Here is a 14,374-nt window from a genome sequence, read left to right on the forward strand (position 1 = left end):
ATGGCGGCGGGCGAGGGCTTCGTCCAGCGCGAGGACCGGGACGGCATCGTCACCCTGACGCTCTGCCATCCCGGCACGCTGAACCGTTTTTCCAGCACCGAGCAATTCCTGGAGCTGGCCGGCCACGTTCGCCGCGCCAACGTCGATCCCGCTGCGCGCGTGCTCGTCATCACCGGCCAGGGCAGGGCGTTCTGCGCGGGCGGCGACCTGAGGCAGATGGCGCGGCGCGAAATGTTCTCGGCCGGCTCCGTATCGCAGGTGCAGGCGCGCTACCGGGACACGGTGCACCAGGTGCCGCTGGCCTTGAGCGAGACCGAGATCCCCGTCATCGCCGCGGTCAACGGGCCGGCCTATGGCGCGGGCTGCGACCTTGCCTGCTTCTGCGACATACGCATCGCGGCGCGCAGCGCGCGTTTCTCGGTCAGCTTCGCGCGGCTGGGCATCGTCGCCGGGGACGGCGGGGCGTGGATGCTGCCCCGCCTGGTGGGCCGGTCCAAGGCCATGGAGCTGGCTTTCACGGCCGATCCCATCGACGCCGACGAGGCACTGCGCATCGGCCTGGTGTCGGATGTCGTGCCCGACGACGAACTGCGCGCGCGGGCCGACGGCCTGGCCCGCCGCATCGCCAGGCATCCCGCCCAGGCCATGCGCATGCACAAGCGCCTGCTGCGCGATGCGGAGCAACATACGCTGCCGACCCACCTGGACGTCGTGGCGGCGTTCCAGGCGATCGCCCACGTCTCGGAGGAACACCTCCAGGCGGTGCGCGACGCGCTGGGGTCGCTGGACGAGGGGCGCCGGCCGGGGCCTTAGCGGCCAGCGTCCTTGTCGAGCGCGATGCGCTGGGCCACCGCGAAGAGTTCGGGCGCCACCTGCTGGCGCAGGTTCTTTTCCGTCAGGCTGGCGCCCACGGCCATGGCGGCCAGGGCGAATTCCACGCCGTCGCCGGCGTGCACCGGCGTGGCGATGGAGGCGGTCTGGTTGGCCACCGGCGAGGCCAGGTAGCACCAGCCGTTCCTGTCCAGTTCCTGGAAGGCCGAGCGGGTGTCGGCGATCTGCCGCTGCATGCCCGCGCCTGCCTCGTCCTCGAGCTGTGCCAGCAGGGCGCGACGCTGTTCTTCGGGCTGCCCCCACAGATAGGCGCGTCCGGACGCCGAAGCGATCATGGAGAAGCGCGATCCGGTGGTCAGCCCCAGGCGAACCTTGCCCGACGGGACGCAATGTTCGACCACCAGCATGTGTAGCCGGTCGCGGGTGGTCAGCGTCACGTGGACGCCATAGCGTTGGGACAATTCGAGCATCAGCGGCCGTGCCGCCTGGGCAATGGGCAGGCGGCGCTTGACCGCGCGTCCCAACGCCAGGCAGGCGACATGCGGCTGGTAGACGTCGTTGCCCAGCGGTTGCAGGAAATGGTGGTTCAGCAGCGTCTGGACGAGCTTGTCCGTGGTCGCTCGCGTCAGGCCGAGCCTGTTCGAGATGTCGTCCAGCGACAGCCTGCGGTGGCGCACGTCGAACAGCCGGAGGATCTCCAGGCCCCGGCGCAGCGAATCGACCTGGATATCGGCGGCCTGGGGCGATTCGGGGGCCGGTTGGCGGGTCCTGACCATGCCTACTCCTGGCCGGCGCTGAGCTCGGCTTCCAGCCTGGCCTTGAGCGCCAGCAGTCCGGGGGCCACTTCCTGCTTCAGCCGCGCCATGGCCAGCGCGTTCGAGGGCGCGGCGCAGCCCAGCGCATAGGTGTGCGGTCCCTCGGGCGTATCTATCACGAGCGCCACGCCATTGGTTCCTTCCTCCAGCGTGCCCGCCGCCACGCAATAGCCCTGGCCGGCCATCTGGGCGACGGCGTGAGGCACTTCGCGGCTCAAGGATTCGCAGGCCGACGGATCCGCAACGCCGAGCTTTTCGAGATAGGCCAGGCGTTCGGCATCGCCCATGGCGCCGACCAGCGCCCGGCCCAGGGCCGAGCGGTCGATGCGCAGGCGCGAGCCCGCGCGCACGCGCAGCGTGAACAGCATCTCGCGGCTGTGGGCGACCTCGTTGCACACCATGCTGCTGGCGTCGGGGGAGGCCAGGACCACCGACACGCGGTGCTCGTCGGCGAACTGCTGCATCAGCGGCCTGGCCAGCACGACGAAATCGCTATGGGAGGCCGCGGCGAAACCCAGCGCGAGCACCGGCATGCCCAGGCGGTAGGCAGCCCGCTGGGCCGAGTATTCCAGATAGCCCGCTTCCAGCAGATTGGAGGTCAGCCGCGAGACGGTGGGCTTGGGCAGGTCGGTAAGCGCGGCCAGTTCGGAGTTGGTCAACCAGCCGTTCTCCGGCTCGAAAGCGGAGAGTATCGTGAGTCCGCGGGCCAGGACGCGGACGTCCCGGGTGCCTGGTTGCCGAGATGACGGGTTGGCGACGTTCTGCATGAGGCTGGGAAAGAAAATGGCCTCAATTGTATATGTGAACCTTCGCCGGATCGTGCAGGCGGGCGACCCGGATGCGCGCCCTTGCCATCAGTCCCACTCGGGCGCGAGCCCCTGGGGATCCACCTCGCGGCCATTGCGCTCCAGCGCGGCGATCCGCGCCATGTCGTCGGCATCGAGCCTGAGATCGCGGGCGAGCAGGTTGCCGGCCAGGTTCTCGCGCTTGGTGGAAGAGGGGATCACCGCATAGCCGAGCTGCAGCGCCCAGGCCAGCGCGACCTGCGCCACGGTGGCATGGTGCTTGGCGGCGATCGCGGCCAGTACCGGATCCTTCAGCACCTTGCCGTAGGCCAGCGTCATGTACGAGGTCACGGTGATGCCTTGTTCCTGCAGGAACGCGGTCAGCTTGCGGTTCTGCAGATACGGGCTGAGCTCGATCTGGTTGGTGGCGATCTCGCCCTTGCCGACCATCGAGATGGCTTGCTGCGTCAGCGCGATGTTGAAGTTGGAGATGCCGATCTGCCGGGTCAGGCCCTGCGCCTTGGCCTCGGCCAGCGCCGCCATGGTCTCGCTCAGCTCGACGCCGTTGCCCGGCGCCGGCCAGTGGATCAGGGTCAGGTCGACGTAGTCGGTGCGCAGCTTCTCCAGGCTGGCGCGCAGGCTGGGCGCCAGCTTGTCCTTGGCGTAGCTGTCGGTCCAGATCTTGGTGGTCAGGAAAAGGTCGGCGCGCTTGACGCCGCTCTGGGCGATGGCCTGGCCGACCTCGGCCTCGTTGCCGTAGATCTGCGCGGTGTCGACGGCGCGATAGCCCAGGTCCAGGGCGTTGCGCACCGAGTCGATGACGGTCTGGCCGGTCAGGCGGAAGGTGCCGACGCCGAAGGAAGGAATGCTCATGGAAGGTCTCCTGGATAGCGGGGGTATGGCTGGCATTTTGCCGCCTTTACCTTTGCGGATGAAGCGCGGTATAAGCCAAATACATTTGAATTAAAGTCAATAAAACGCGTGCGTTTCGTCGGGTTCTAGAATTCCTCTCGCAGTGTTCCTTCGGGCGCGGCCGTAAGCGTTTACGTCAACCAACGCATCACCAGCGGCACCCGTGGCCGGCTGGCCGACGAGCGCGGCGGCAAGTCGGGCATGTTCCGGGGCCTGGCCCTGTACGCGCTGGCTTCCCTGCTGTGCCTGGCGTCGGCGCTGCCGCTGCTGGGCGCGTTCTTCCCGCTGTATTTCCTGGCCAAGGGGTGGGAAGGCGCCGGTTATGGGCCGACGTGCTTCGGCCTGGGCTTCGACTTGACGGAGGCAAACCGGAGTTTCTAGAATGCTAGCAATCTAGCAAACAGGGTCGCCATGGCCGAGGAAGAGGTCAAGCAGTTCAACGTCTATCTGCCGGTCAGCCTGATCCGGCAGGTCAAGCATCACGCCATCGAATCGGAGTCCTCGCTCTCGGCCCTGGTGGCCGAGGCGCTGCGCGCCTATCTCGACGCGCAGCGGCCCGGGCGCCGATCTACCAGAAAGGAGAAGTGACATGAAGTCCGAGCGGATCGAAGCCGTGTTCCTGACCACCCACAACTGGGGCAAGGCTGCCAGGTTCTTCCAGGCCCTGGGCTTCAAGCTGGAGTTCGAGACCGACCACAACTCGGGCCAGCTGCGCAATGGCGACGGTCCTTATCTGTTCATCGCCGAGGTCCCTGAAAGCGAGAAACCCGAGTCGCAAATCGTGCTGAAACTGCCCGACGCGGACGCGTTCCAGCCCGAGCCCATCGTCGAGGTAGTCACGCCGTTCGAGGACACGCACTGGGGCACGCGGGACATGACCGTGCGCGATCCCGATGGTCGCGTCTGGCGCTTGCAGGCTCCAGCCCAGGCCGGAAAGTGAGTGGCGATCGTGACTGACGAACAGGATGTGGCGCCCGACAGCACCGCGGCGCGGGTAGCCTTGTGGCGCGCGCTGCATGTCGAGGTCGATGCACGGCCGCACGTGCTGGACGATGAAGTCGGCCTGCGCCTGCTGGCGCCGGAGCCGGGCTGGCAGCGCCGCGGCGACATGGACCAGGGGTTCACCCGGCCGTTTCGCGCGTCCATCGTGGGCCGGGCCCGTTTCATCGAGGACCTGGTCGTGGATCAGGCCGGCCGTGGCCTCGAGCAGTACGTGATCCTGGGCGCCGGGCTGGACAGCTTCGCGCAGCGCCGGCCCGAGGTGGCATCGCGGTTGCGGATGTTCGAAATCGATAGACCGGGGCCGCAGGAATGGAAACGGCGGCGGCTGGCCGAACTGGGCTTGGGGATACCGGAGTGGTTGCGCTTCGTGCCGGTCGACTTCGAGGCTGGCGAGTCCTGGTGGGACCGCTTGCTGGCGGCCGGGTTCGATGGCGGCAAGCCGGCGGTCGTGGTGTCCACCGGGGTCAGCATGTACCTGACGAAAGAGGCGAACGCCGCCACGCTGCGCCAGATGGCGACGCTGGCGCCAGGGTCGACGTTTGCGATGTCGTTCCTGCTGCCGCTGGACATGGCCGATCCGCAAGTGCGTCCGGGCATGGAGATGGCGGAGAAGGGCGCGCGCGAGAGCGGAACGCCGTTCGTGAGCTTCTTCCTGCCGGCGCAGATCCTGGCGCTGGCCCGCGAGCAGGGATTCAAGGAGGCGCGCCACGTCTCGGCCGACGAGCTGGCCCGGCGGTATTTCTCCGGCCGCGCGGACGGCCTGCGGCCGCCGGCCAATGCCGAGGAACTGCTCGTGGCGACCACCTAGCCGGCCCTCGCAAGATCCGTTCACCATTGTTGTGAAAACCTGTTTCACAACGGTGCGGCAATCGCCGCGCATTGGGTTATTCTCGCGGCAACGCGAAGAACGGATCCCGCATGACCAGCTTCAGGACAGTGGGCGCGGCGGCGGTGGCTTTATCCCTGCTGGCCGGCTGTGCCCAGTACACCGCGCTGCCGCGCCCCGGCTACGAGTCGCGGGGTACCGAGGACATGTCCTCGGACCAGATGATGCAGACCGATTTCAATCGGACCCTGACCATCGCCATGCGTGACAACCTGTCCAGCCTGATGTCGCTGATGACCAAGCTCTACAAGCGCAACCCGCGCGAGTGGCGCAAGTCCGGCAAACCCAGCATGGAGTCCGCCGCCGAGACGGTCAGGCGGTCCATCGATGCCCACACGCCGCCGGCGGGGCTCCAGGGCCTGCGCGACGTCGAGATCCTGGCCGTGGCGCTCGATCCCGCCTACCCCGGCGATCGGGTCGCCGCCTTCATCTACGGCATGGCCGACACCATCGTCGCGGCGCACGACGGCAAGACGCGCTTCTATGCCTTCGACTTGCTGGATGGCGGCCGGGTCTACAACGCCGCCCGCAACGTCGAGGCCGCGGCCTGGCTGCTGGGCAGCCGGCGCGATGCGCGCGGCGAGCCGCTGCTGCTGGCCAACGAATGGACGGACACGCAGGCCAACCTGAGTTTCGAACGGGAGTTCGGCGCCATCATCGGGCGCCTGGACCTGATCGCCAATCTGCTGGGCGAGAATTCGCGCCGGCTGGGCATCAACTACGCGCAGAACCTGATGCTGTTTTCCTTCCTGCCGGTGCGCTAGGGCCGTCATTTGCGGTCGCGCGAGCCGCCGGCCTCGCGCCCGAGCAGCACGCGCTTGCGCTCCACGCCCCAGCGATAGCCCGACAGGTCGCCGTCGCGCCGGATGACCCGGTGGCAGGGGATGGCCACGGCGATGTGGTTGGCGCCGCAGGCCTGGGCGACGGCGCGTACGGCCCGGGGCGCGCCTATGCGCTGCGCGATCTCGGCATAGCTGGCGGTCCGGCCCGGCGGGATCTCGCGCAGGGCCTGCCAGACGCGTTCCTGGAAGGCCGTGCCGCGCACGTCCAGCGGCAGGTTCAGGCCGATGGAGGGCGCCTCGATGAAACCCACCACCTGGGCCACCAGACGTTCGAAGCCGGCGTCGCCGCCGATCAACCGGGCCTTGGGGAACCGGTCCTGCAGGTCGCGCACCAGCGCGTCCGGATCGTCGCCCAGCAGGATGGCGCAGATGCCGCGTTGGCTTTGCGCGACCAGGATGGCGCCCAGCGAGCATTGACCCACCGCGAAGCGGATGAGCGCGCCGGCGCCGCCCGCGCGGTAGTCGCGCGCGCGCATGCCCAGCAACTGGTCGGAGGCTTCGTAGAACCGGCTGTTGGAGTTGAACCCCGCCTCGTAGATGGCATCGGTGACCGAGGCATCGGCTTCGCCCAGTTCCTCGCGCAGCCGGCGGGCGCGCCGGGCCGAGGCATAGGCCTTGGGCGTCAGGCCGGTCTCCGCCTTGAATACCCGATGGAAGTGGAAGGGGCTCATACCCGCCCAAGCGGCCAGTTCCGCGAGGCCGGGCGGCGTCTCGGCGTTTTCGATCAGGCGGCAGGCACGGGCGATCAGCGCCGCGCGTTCGCGCGCGGCTTCGGGTCCGTCCTGCTGTCGCCGGCTGGCGCGGTAGCCGGCCGCCTCGGCGTCCCGGGGCGAGTCGAAGAATTCGACGTTGGCGCGGCGGGGCAGGCGTGTGGGCGAGCTGGGGCGGCAATACACGCCGGTCGTGCGCACGGCATAGACGAAGTGGCCGTCGGCATCGGCGTCGCGCGCCTGGACCGCCCGCCAGCGGGCGTCGTCGGTGGCATAGTCGGAGGGTGGGCGCGTACCCATGGCGGCTGTTCCGGGGGACGTGGTCATGTCATCAGGATAGAGAATAGTCCGGGCGCAAGCGCTCCGTTTCTTGCGCCCGAATCCGAGGTGTCATCCCGCGTTCCTGAACGTGAAGTTGATGCGCTGGCGGCCCAGGACCGGATGCGGGACGTCGGCCAGCGGCATTACGCCGTGGTAGCGCAGGCGGTCCGGGCCGCCCCAGACGGCGATGTCGCCGTGATGCAGTTCGAGCCGCGCCGCCTTGTCCGAACGCTGGTGGCCGCCGAACAGGAAGATCGCCGGCATGCCCAGGGACACCGAGACGATGGGGGCGTCGAGGTCGCGTTCGTTCTTGTCCTGGTGCAGCGACATCCGTGCGCCGGGCAGGTAGCGGTTGATCAGGCAGGCATCGGGCTGGAAGCGCGGAAAGCCCGCCGCGTCGGCCGCCTCTTGCGCCAGCGCGGCGAAAGCCTCCGGCATGGCGGGCCAGGGCAGGCCGGTGGCGGGGTCGGTGCGCGAGTACCGGTAGCCGTGGCGGTCGGTGGTCCAGCCCAGCGTGCCGCAATTCGTCAGTGCGACCGACATGGTGAAGCCGCCGGGCGTCACCATGTGGCGGAACGGCGCGGCGTCCGTGACGCGGGAGATGGCGGGCAGCAGTTCGTCCACGCGGGGCAGCGCGAAGCCGCGCAGCAGGAAGGCGCGCGGTCCCATGGGCACGGGCTGGCCGGAGATGGCGTCGGAGAAGAGATCGAATGTCTGCATGGTCCTGCGCTAGCGCGCGTCGTGGAAGATCAGGCCCACGGTGTACCGCCTGCCGCTGTGGACGCGGCTGACGCCGTGGCGCATCGCCACCTTGCGTACGCCGCCGCGCCGGCCCGGCGCCGGGCGCTGGTTGACGGCGAATACCACCGCGTCGCCCTGGCGCAGCGCGATGACATCGGCGCGCTGGCCGTCATTGGCGGTTTCCGTCATGACGAATTCGCCGCCGGTGAAATCGCGTCCCGGTTCGGACAGCAGGATGGCCACCTGCAACGGGAACACCCGTTCGCCGTAGAGATCCTGATGCAGGCAATTGTAGTCGCCGGCTTCATACGCCAGGATCAGCGGTGTCGGACGCAACTGGCCGGCCTCGTGGCAGTACGCCAGGAAGGTATCCAGGTCGCCGGGATAGCAGGCGGCTTGGCCCATCAGGCGGTTCCAACTATTGGCGATGGGCGCCAGCCGCGGGTACAGCGCATGCCGCAACGCGTGCAGCGGGGCGGGCAAGGGGTAGGCGAAGTATTTGTATTCGCCGCGTCCGAAGCCGTGGCGGCTCATCACGACGCGGCTGCGGTACAGCGCGTCCTGCGGGTAGCGCGCGGCAAGCCGGACACATTGCGCGGGTTCGAGTAGCGCGGGCAGAACCGCATGGCCTTGTTCGCCCAGCGTCCGCTCGATACCGTGCCAGTCGTACGCCGGCAGGCCGGGCGCGTCTGGCGCCTGCGAGTTGCGGCGGGGCGGAGAGCGGGATAAGGAGTGCATCGCGTGCGTCCGGTTGACAGGATCGGTCCAGTCTACGTCCGCCGCGCGACCGTCGACACTCCGCTCCTTGCGCTGGAATTCGCCCGCGTAAGGGCCCCTCATGCAATGCGTTTCGCTCCTGGAGGATTGCTCATGCCGTCGCGCGCCCGGCCTCCACCTTCATCTCCACCGCCGTTTCCATCGCGCGGTGGGCGTAGCAGGTGCGGGCGGCAACCAGCGGCAGCGGAGCCGCGGCCGATTCGTCGATGTCGCCGTTCAGGAAAACGTGGGTATCGAAGGCCGACGCGGTGCCCCGCGCGCCCTCGGCGCCGGCCGCGACCGTGTAGCGCGTGGTCTGCACCAGCGTGGTGGATGCCAGCGGCAGCCGGCGCACGTCGATGTAGCGGCAGAACTGCGTGTGATAGCAGAACGCGGTACCGACCGAGAAATAGGCGAGCGGGGTGGGCGCCAGTCGGCCGCTGCCGTCGCTGACCAGGGTCCAGCGGCTGGCCGCGCCGGCTTCGGGAAAACCGACGGTGGAATGGACGAGGCCGGTCGCCAGGTCCAGTGCGCCTTCGGCCTGCATGTGCCAGCCCACCGAGGCCGTGCTGTCGTTCTGCAGGACCATGCCCGCGGTGCCCGTGCCGGGCAGGCGCGCCAGGATGTCGGGGTGGGCCGCTTCGTCCGTGGGAACGAAGGCCGAGGCGTGGGCCGCGAGCGGATCGGTTTCCCGGTTGGCGCTGGGATGCAGGCCTTCCGCCTCGACGGGCCGGCCGTTCAGGTAGAGCGCGAAATGGCCTTCGCGCGGGGTCAACATGGCATCGACGGCGGGGGAAGCCGCCAGGGCCTCTCGCACGGCGCGGGCGATGGTGCCGGCGTCGGCGTCGGCGTCGGCGTCCAGATCAACCTGCCACGACAGGCCGTACACCAGGCCCACCGCTTCGCCCTTGACGAAAGAGCCCTTGGATGCGAACCCCTGGCGCACCCGCACGAACAGGCCGCGCAGCGCCAGGCCGTGCTCACGCGCCCGCGCCGCGATGCGCAACACGGCGTCGGCATGCAGCCCCGCGCCCCAGTGCATCAGCGGCGCGGGCGCCATGTCCGTGCCGCGCAGGTACTTGCCCTCGTCGGCGCTCAGCCGCCAGGTGCGGCCGCTGGAGATTTCGCGCACCAGTCCCTCTTTCTGGAAATGGCCGATGCCGATGATCTCGCACCGGTAAGTGTCGCTGCCCGCCTCGGAATAGGGCAGTCCTTGCGGGGCGGTGGCCGCGGCGAGGGGGAAGGCGGTGGGGTAGGGACTGGCTTCGAGCGGAACGGACGAACGGATAGACATGGCGGCCTTGAGTGGGTGATCAGTATGATTGACTGTACGTTCGTTCAGTTTTTTGTCGAATAGGGGATTTCCCGCCGTACCCAGGCTCGGCAGACTGTACGTACAGTCGGTCTTCCTCTACGCTAGGCGGTTTCTGATGGCGGAGCAGGCAACACGATGGGAAAGTCCGTGGCATCCCGGAGCAAGGAGCCGGCCGGAGCGGAACTGGCCCGGCGTGAACGGGTGATCGTGGCGGCGGAGCGGCTGTTCGCCGACGAGGGCTATCACGGCGTCTCGATGCGCGACATCGCCAAGGCGGCGGAAGTCGGCCTGCCCTTGATCGTCTATCACTTCGAAACCAAGCTGGGGCTGTACCGGGCCATCTTCGAGTACCGGCGCGACCTGTTCGATGAACGGCTGCGGCAGCTCGAACGGATCGATTTCGATGCGCCCGACGTGCTGGGGCATATCGCCACCGCCTTCGTCGGTCCCATCATCCGCAGCCATGCGACGCCCGAGGGCCGGGAGTACGCGCGCCTGGTCGTGCGCGAGGCCTCCGATCCGCAGGAAGAGACCCGCGGCATCATCGAACACTACTACGATCCCATCGCCAAGGCCTACATCGCGGCCACGCGGCGCGCATTGCCCGAGGCCTCGCACGAATACCTGTGCTGGGCCTACATGTTCGCGGTGGGAGCGCTGGTGATGAGCGTGTTCGACCACCGCATCGCCCGGTTGTCGGACGGCGCGTTCACCGCTATCGACGTCGAGACCAAGACCCGCATGCTGGCCGCCTTCATCGCCGATGGCTTGCGTGCAGGCGCGCGGCTGAGGTAGGGGCGGCGATTTGTCTGTGGTCCGCGTGTGTTTTACCCTGTGGCGTCATGAGCGGGCGCAGGCCCCGCCTTTCACCTTCCTTTTCATCCAGGAGACCCCCTAGTGGTTCGACTCGCGACGACAGCATGCACACTTCCCCTGCAATCCCACCGCGACGTCTCGCTGAGTCGCCGCAGGCTGTCCAAGCCCTGGTTGGCCCACTTCGCGTTCCTGATCCTGCTGCTGTTGGCGACACTGGCGTCGGCCCGCGTCGCGATGGCCGCGCAAGCCGCCGCGGCGCCCACGCCGGCCGCGCTGGCCGACCTGCTCGAGAACCCGGACAGCCGCAAGGCGCTGATCGACCAGTTGCGGGCGCACGAGCCTGGAACCGGTACGAAGCAAGCCGGGGCGGAGGCCTCCGATGCGCCGCCGGCTCACGCGTCCCCCACGCTGCGCGCACGGCTGGCGGACGGCACGCAGCGCTTCCTGTCGAGCCTGGTTGCTGATCTGGGGCAGGGCGCCGCGGACCTGCGCGCCATGGCCGAAGGCGACGGCCCGTCCATGGATAGCAACGAGGCGCGGGCATTGCAGCCGCTGGCCATGTCGGTCGTGACGGCCATCGTCGCCTTCGTGCTGCTGCGGCTGGTGGCGTTGTGGATCTACCGGCGCATCGACGATTGGGTGGCGGGCCTGGGATGGGATGCCACGGCATCGCCACGGGCCGATGCGCCCGTTGGCATGCCGGTCCTGTACCGGCGCGCGGGCGCGATCATCGGCGCGGTGGTGATCGATGCGCTGGTGGTGCTGCTGGCCGCCGCGGCGGCGTACGCGGCCGGCGTCCGGGGCGGTCCGGACGGCGTCGCCGTCGATCCGCTGGTGGCCGTGTTCCTGAAGGCCTTCCTGGCGGTCGAGATCACCAAGGTCCTGGTCCGCACCGTGTTCTCGACGCGCTATCCGCACCTGCGCCTGCTGCCGATGTCGGACGAGATGGCCCGCTACTGGAACCGCTGGCTGATCGTGCTGGTCATGGCGGCGGGCTACGGCACCATGCTGGTCGATCCGGTGCTGGCGGCGGCGCTGTCTCCCGCGCTGGGCCGGCTGGCCGCGCTGGTGATCATGCTGGGCGTCTACGTGTACGCGGTGGGCGTGATCTGGCGCAACCGCCAGCGGGTGCGCGAGAAGCTCGAACACAGCGGTTCGCGCAGGACGACCTTCCTGGGCACGTCGCCGCGCCTGCTGGCGCGCGTCTGGCACTGGCTGGGCATCGGGTACTTCACCGTGCTGCTGGTGGTCAGCCAGATCGATCCGGCCAATGCGCTGCCGTTCATGGTGGCCGCCACGCTTCAGACTCTGCTGGCGACCGGCGTGGGCAGCCTGGCCATCGTGCTGCTGAACGCGCTGCTGGCCAAGCCCGTACGCGTGTCCGACGAGCTGCGCGCGCGCCTGCCCATGCTGGAGAACCGGCTGAACTCCTATGTGCCCGCGACCATCCGCTTCGTGGGATGGGCGGTCCGCATCGTCGTGGTGCTGCTGGTGCTGGATGCGTGGCGCGCCTTCAATCTGTCGCGATGGATCGCCTCGGACGCCGGCGCGGCGGCCATAGGCGTGGCGGTGAACGTGGCCATCGTGCTGCTGGCCGCGGCGCTGGCGTGGACGGTGGTGGCCAGCATCATCGAGCATCGGCTGAACCTGCGCGAGGGCGGGCGCATGCCCACCGCGCGCGAGAAGACGCTGCTGTCGCTGTTCCGCAACGCGGCGCTGATCGTGATCGTGACCATGACGGTGATGGTGGTGCTGTCGCAGATAGGCATAGACGTGGCGCCCCTGATCGCGGGCGCCGGCGTGGTCGGCCTGGCCGTGGGCTTCGGCGCGCAGAAGCTGGTGCAGGACATCATCACCGGCGTCTTCATCCAGCTCGAGAACGGCATGAACGAGAACGACGTCGTGCAGGTAGCCGGGGTGTTCGGTACGGTCGAGAAGATGACGATCCGCTCGGTGGGCATACGGACGCTGGACGGCGGCTACCACCTGGTGCCGTTCTCGTCGGTGGACGTGGTGTCCAACCACATGCGGGACTTCTCCTACCATCTGGGCGAGTACACGATCGCCCACCGGGAAAGCATCGACGATGCCATGCAACACATGCGCAACGCGTTCGCGGAACTGATGACCGACGAGGCGCTGGCGCCGGAGATCCTGGAAGACATCAGTATTCCAGGCGTCACCGCGGTCAACGAGAAGGGCGCGACCATACGGGTCCTGATCAAGACCCGGCCGGGCATGCAGTGGGCGGTGCAGCGCGCCTACAACCGCCTGGTGAAACAGCACTTCAACGCCGCCGGCATCGAGCTGCCCTATCCGCACATGGTGGTCTACTTCGGACAGGACAAGCAGGGCGCGGCGCCGCCGGTGCGGGTGGCCATGGAAGGGGGGCCGGCCGAGGCGAGCTGATCCCCGGCCTTCAACCCGCCAGCAGCCAGCCTCCCAGCGCCGCCAGCGCCACCACCAGGACGGGCGGCACGCGGCCCAGGACCAGCAATCCGAAGGCGGCCAGCGCCAGCGCGAAGTCGGCGCGGCCGTGGATGGCGCTGGTCCATACCGGGTCGTACAGCGCCGACAGCAGGATGCCTACCACGCCGGCGTTGACGCCGGCCAGCGCGGTCTGGATGCCGCGGCGCTGGCGCAGTGGTTCCCAGAAGGGCAAGGCACCCGCCAGCACCAGCAGCGCGGGCAGGAAGATCACGGCCAGCGCGGCCAGGCCGCCGGCCCAGCCGTGCAGTGGGCCAAGGGACACCGCGCCCAGGTAGGCGGCGAAGGTGAACAGCGGCCCGGGCACGGCCTGTGCCGCGCCGTAGCCCGCCAGGAAATCCGCGTTGTCGACCAGGCCCGTGGGTACGACCGTGGCTTGCAAGAGCGGCAGCACCACGTGTCCGCCGCCGAAGACCAGCGCGCCGGCGCGATAGATGCCATCGAAGAACGCGACGAGCGAGGAACCGCTGGCGGCGGCCCAAACCGGCAGCGCCGCCAGCGGCAGCGCGAACAGCGCCAGGGCGGCGATACCGGCGCGGCGGGAGATGGGATAGGAATGCGGATGCGCGGGAGTGGGCGCGGGCAGGTCCAGCAGCCATCGGCCGAGCAGCCCGCAAGCCACGATCGCGCCGATCTGTCCCGCCGCCGAGGGCAAGGCCAGCGTCGCCAGCGCGGCCAGCATGGCCAGTCCCGCTCGTGTCCGGTCCGGGCATAGCGACCGGGCCATGCCCCAGACTGCCTGCGCGACCACCGCCACGGCCACGACTTTCAGGCCGTGCACCCAGCCGGAGGCGGCCAGATCGGGGTAGCCGGCCATGCCGTAGGCGAACAGGATCAGGACCAGGGCCGAGGGCAGGGTGAAGCCCAGCCACGCGGCCAGCAGGCCGGGCCAGCCGGCGCGCCGCAGTCCCACCGCCATGCCGACCTGGCTGCTGGCCGGCCCGGGCAGGAACTGGCACAGGGCCACGAGATCCGAGTAGCTGCGATCGTCCAGCCAGCGGCGGCGTTCGACGAATTCGGTACGGAAGTAGCCCAGGTGCGCGATCGGTCCGCCGAAAGAACTCAGCCCCAGCCGCAGGAAGACCAGGAATACCCGCCAGGCGCTGTCGCGCGAGTCGTCGTGTCTTGCCGGGGGCGCGTCGGTGGGCATGGTCG

The 14,374-nt window shown here is 69.0% G+C and carries 16 protein-coding genes; 8 read left to right on the forward strand and 8 right to left on the reverse strand.

What is annotated here, in order from left to right:
- Entirely contained in the window at positions 1–813 is an 813-nt protein-coding gene (locus tag WKR98_RS16225; RefSeq protein WP_341434114.1) for an enoyl-CoA hydratase-related protein, read from the forward strand.
- Here WKR98_RS16225 and WKR98_RS16230 read toward each other — a convergent pair.
- The 3 genes from WKR98_RS16230 to dkgB all read right to left on the reverse strand — a co-directional run bounded on the left by WKR98_RS16230 (position 810) and on the right by dkgB (position 3,304).
- Entirely contained in the window at positions 810–1,607 is a 798-nt protein-coding gene (locus WKR98_RS16230) for an IclR family transcriptional regulator (RefSeq protein WP_341434115.1), read from the reverse strand. The two genes, WKR98_RS16225 and WKR98_RS16230, sit on opposite strands and share 4 nt — an antisense overlap.
- 2 nt (positions 1,608–1,609) lie before the next feature.
- A complete protein-coding gene (locus WKR98_RS16235) occupies positions 1,610–2,305 on the reverse strand; it encodes an IclR family transcriptional regulator (RefSeq protein WP_445936104.1) in 696 nt (231 codons plus the stop codon).
- 195 nt (positions 2,306–2,500) lie between these two features.
- Entirely contained in the window at positions 2,501–3,304 is an 804-nt protein-coding gene (gene dkgB / locus WKR98_RS16240; RefSeq protein ID WP_341434117.1) for a 2,5-didehydrogluconate reductase DkgB, read from the reverse strand.
- A gap of 240 nt (positions 3,305–3,544) precedes the next feature.
- Here dkgB and WKR98_RS16245 point away from each other — a divergent pair, with 240 nt between their 5' ends.
- The 5 genes from WKR98_RS16245 (at position 3,545) to WKR98_RS16265 (ending at position 5,995) form a co-directional block, all read left to right on the forward strand.
- On the forward strand, positions 3,545–3,724 hold the full coding sequence (locus WKR98_RS16245; RefSeq protein ID WP_341434118.1) for a hypothetical protein: 180 nt from the start codon (positions 3,545–3,547) through the stop codon (positions 3,722–3,724).
- A gap of 30 nt (positions 3,725–3,754) precedes the next feature.
- Positions 3,755–3,931: a ribbon-helix-helix protein, CopG family gene (locus tag WKR98_RS16250; RefSeq protein WP_341434119.1), complete on the forward strand. Its 177-nt coding sequence runs from the start codon at positions 3,755–3,757 to the stop codon at positions 3,929–3,931.
- A 1-nt stretch (position 3,932) separates the two neighbouring features.
- Positions 3,933–4,283 carry a VOC family protein gene (locus WKR98_RS16255; protein WP_124689649.1) on the forward strand — a complete coding sequence of 117 codons (351 nt, stop codon included), beginning with the start codon at positions 3,933–3,935 and terminating at the stop codon, positions 4,281–4,283.
- Between the two features lie 9 nt (positions 4,284–4,292).
- Positions 4,293–5,153 carry a class I SAM-dependent methyltransferase gene (locus WKR98_RS16260; protein ID WP_341434481.1) on the forward strand — a complete coding sequence of 287 codons (861 nt, stop codon included), beginning with the start codon at positions 4,293–4,295 and terminating at the stop codon, positions 5,151–5,153.
- Between the two features lie 110 nt (positions 5,154–5,263).
- Positions 5,264–5,995 carry a hypothetical protein gene (locus WKR98_RS16265; protein ID WP_124689648.1) on the forward strand — a complete coding sequence of 244 codons (732 nt, stop codon included), beginning with the start codon at positions 5,264–5,266 and terminating at the stop codon, positions 5,993–5,995.
- 5 nt (positions 5,996–6,000) lie between these two features.
- On the opposite strand, the gene ada is transcribed toward WKR98_RS16265, so the two are convergent.
- The 4 genes from ada to WKR98_RS16285 all read right to left on the reverse strand — a co-directional run bounded on the left by ada (position 6,001) and on the right by WKR98_RS16285 (position 9,895).
- On the reverse strand, positions 6,001–7,083 hold the full coding sequence (ada, locus tag WKR98_RS16270) for a bifunctional DNA-binding transcriptional regulator/O6-methylguanine-DNA methyltransferase Ada (protein ID WP_341434120.1): 1,083 nt from the start codon (positions 7,081–7,083) through the stop codon (positions 6,001–6,003).
- Between the two features lie 90 nt (positions 7,084–7,173).
- Positions 7,174–7,824: a DNA oxidative demethylase AlkB gene (gene alkB, locus WKR98_RS16275; protein ID WP_124689646.1), complete on the reverse strand. Its 651-nt coding sequence runs from the start codon at positions 7,822–7,824 to the stop codon at positions 7,174–7,176.
- Between the two features lie 9 nt (positions 7,825–7,833).
- Positions 7,834–8,583: a 2OG-Fe(II) oxygenase gene (locus WKR98_RS16280; protein WP_341434121.1), complete on the reverse strand. Its 750-nt coding sequence runs from the start codon at positions 8,581–8,583 to the stop codon at positions 7,834–7,836.
- Between the two features lie 130 nt (positions 8,584–8,713).
- The gene (locus tag WKR98_RS16285) at positions 8,714–9,895 is read right to left on the reverse strand and encodes a hypothetical protein (protein ID WP_341434122.1); all 1,182 of its coding nucleotides are present in this window, start codon (positions 9,893–9,895) and stop codon (positions 8,714–8,716) included.
- A 168-nt stretch (positions 9,896–10,063) separates the two neighbouring features.
- Between WKR98_RS16285 and WKR98_RS16290 the strand changes: the two genes are divergently transcribed.
- Complete coding sequence (locus tag WKR98_RS16290; protein WP_341434123.1) at positions 10,064–10,711, forward strand: TetR/AcrR family transcriptional regulator; 648 nt, start codon at positions 10,064–10,066, stop codon at positions 10,709–10,711.
- A 102-nt stretch (positions 10,712–10,813) separates the two neighbouring features.
- Positions 10,814–13,141, forward strand: a complete 2,328-nt coding sequence (locus WKR98_RS16295; RefSeq protein WP_341434124.1) for a mechanosensitive ion channel domain-containing protein — start codon at positions 10,814–10,816, stop codon at positions 13,139–13,141.
- Positions 13,142–13,151: 10 nt separating this feature from the next.
- Here the strand turns inward: WKR98_RS16295 and chrA are convergent, their stop codons facing one another.
- Positions 13,152–14,369, reverse strand: a complete 1,218-nt coding sequence (gene chrA, locus WKR98_RS16300; RefSeq protein WP_124689642.1) for a chromate efflux transporter — start codon at positions 14,367–14,369, stop codon at positions 13,152–13,154.
- Between the last annotated feature and the right edge of the window lie 5 nt (positions 14,370–14,374).

The organism is Pigmentiphaga sp. YJ18, from assembly GCF_038066655.1.
Classification (GTDB): domain Bacteria; phylum Pseudomonadota; class Gammaproteobacteria; order Burkholderiales; family Burkholderiaceae_B; genus Pigmentiphaga.

What these genes read in the sequence shown, in the direction of transcription:
- WKR98_RS16250 (WP_341434119.1), top strand. Translation starts at nt 3,755, where the DNA reads ATGGCCGAGGAAGAGGTCAAGCAGTTCAACGTCTATCTGCCGGTCAGC.
- WKR98_RS16255 (WP_124689649.1), top strand. Translation starts at nt 3,933, where the DNA reads ATGAAGTCCGAGCGGATCGAAGCCGTGTTCCTGACCACCCACAACTGG.
- WKR98_RS16225 (WP_341434114.1), top strand. Translation starts at nt 1, where the DNA reads ATGGCGGCGGGCGAGGGCTTCGTCCAGCGCGAGGACCGGGACGGCATC.
- alkB (WP_124689646.1), bottom strand. Translation starts at nt 7,824, where the DNA reads ATGCAGACATTCGATCTCTTCTCCGACGCCATCTCCGGCCAGCCCGTG.
- WKR98_RS16280 (WP_341434121.1), bottom strand. Translation starts at nt 8,583, where the DNA reads ATGCACTCCTTATCCCGCTCTCCGCCCCGCCGCAACTCGCAGGCGCCA.
- WKR98_RS16265 (WP_124689648.1), top strand. Translation starts at nt 5,264, where the DNA reads ATGACCAGCTTCAGGACAGTGGGCGCGGCGGCGGTGGCTTTATCCCTG.
- WKR98_RS16230 (WP_341434115.1), bottom strand. Translation starts at nt 1,607, where the DNA reads ATGGTCAGGACCCGCCAACCGGCCCCCGAATCGCCCCAGGCCGCCGAT.
- chrA (WP_124689642.1), bottom strand. Translation starts at nt 14,369, where the DNA reads ATGCCCACCGACGCGCCCCCGGCAAGACACGACGACTCGCGCGACAGC.
- WKR98_RS16245 (WP_341434118.1), top strand. Translation starts at nt 3,545, where the DNA reads ATGTTCCGGGGCCTGGCCCTGTACGCGCTGGCTTCCCTGCTGTGCCTG.
- dkgB (WP_341434117.1), bottom strand. Translation starts at nt 3,304, where the DNA reads ATGAGCATTCCTTCCTTCGGCGTCGGCACCTTCCGCCTGACCGGCCAG.
- ada (WP_341434120.1), bottom strand. Translation starts at nt 7,083, where the DNA reads ATGGGTACGCGCCCACCCTCCGACTATGCCACCGACGACGCCCGCTGG.
- WKR98_RS16285 (WP_341434122.1), bottom strand. Translation starts at nt 9,895, where the DNA reads ATGTCTATCCGTTCGTCCGTTCCGCTCGAAGCCAGTCCCTACCCCACC.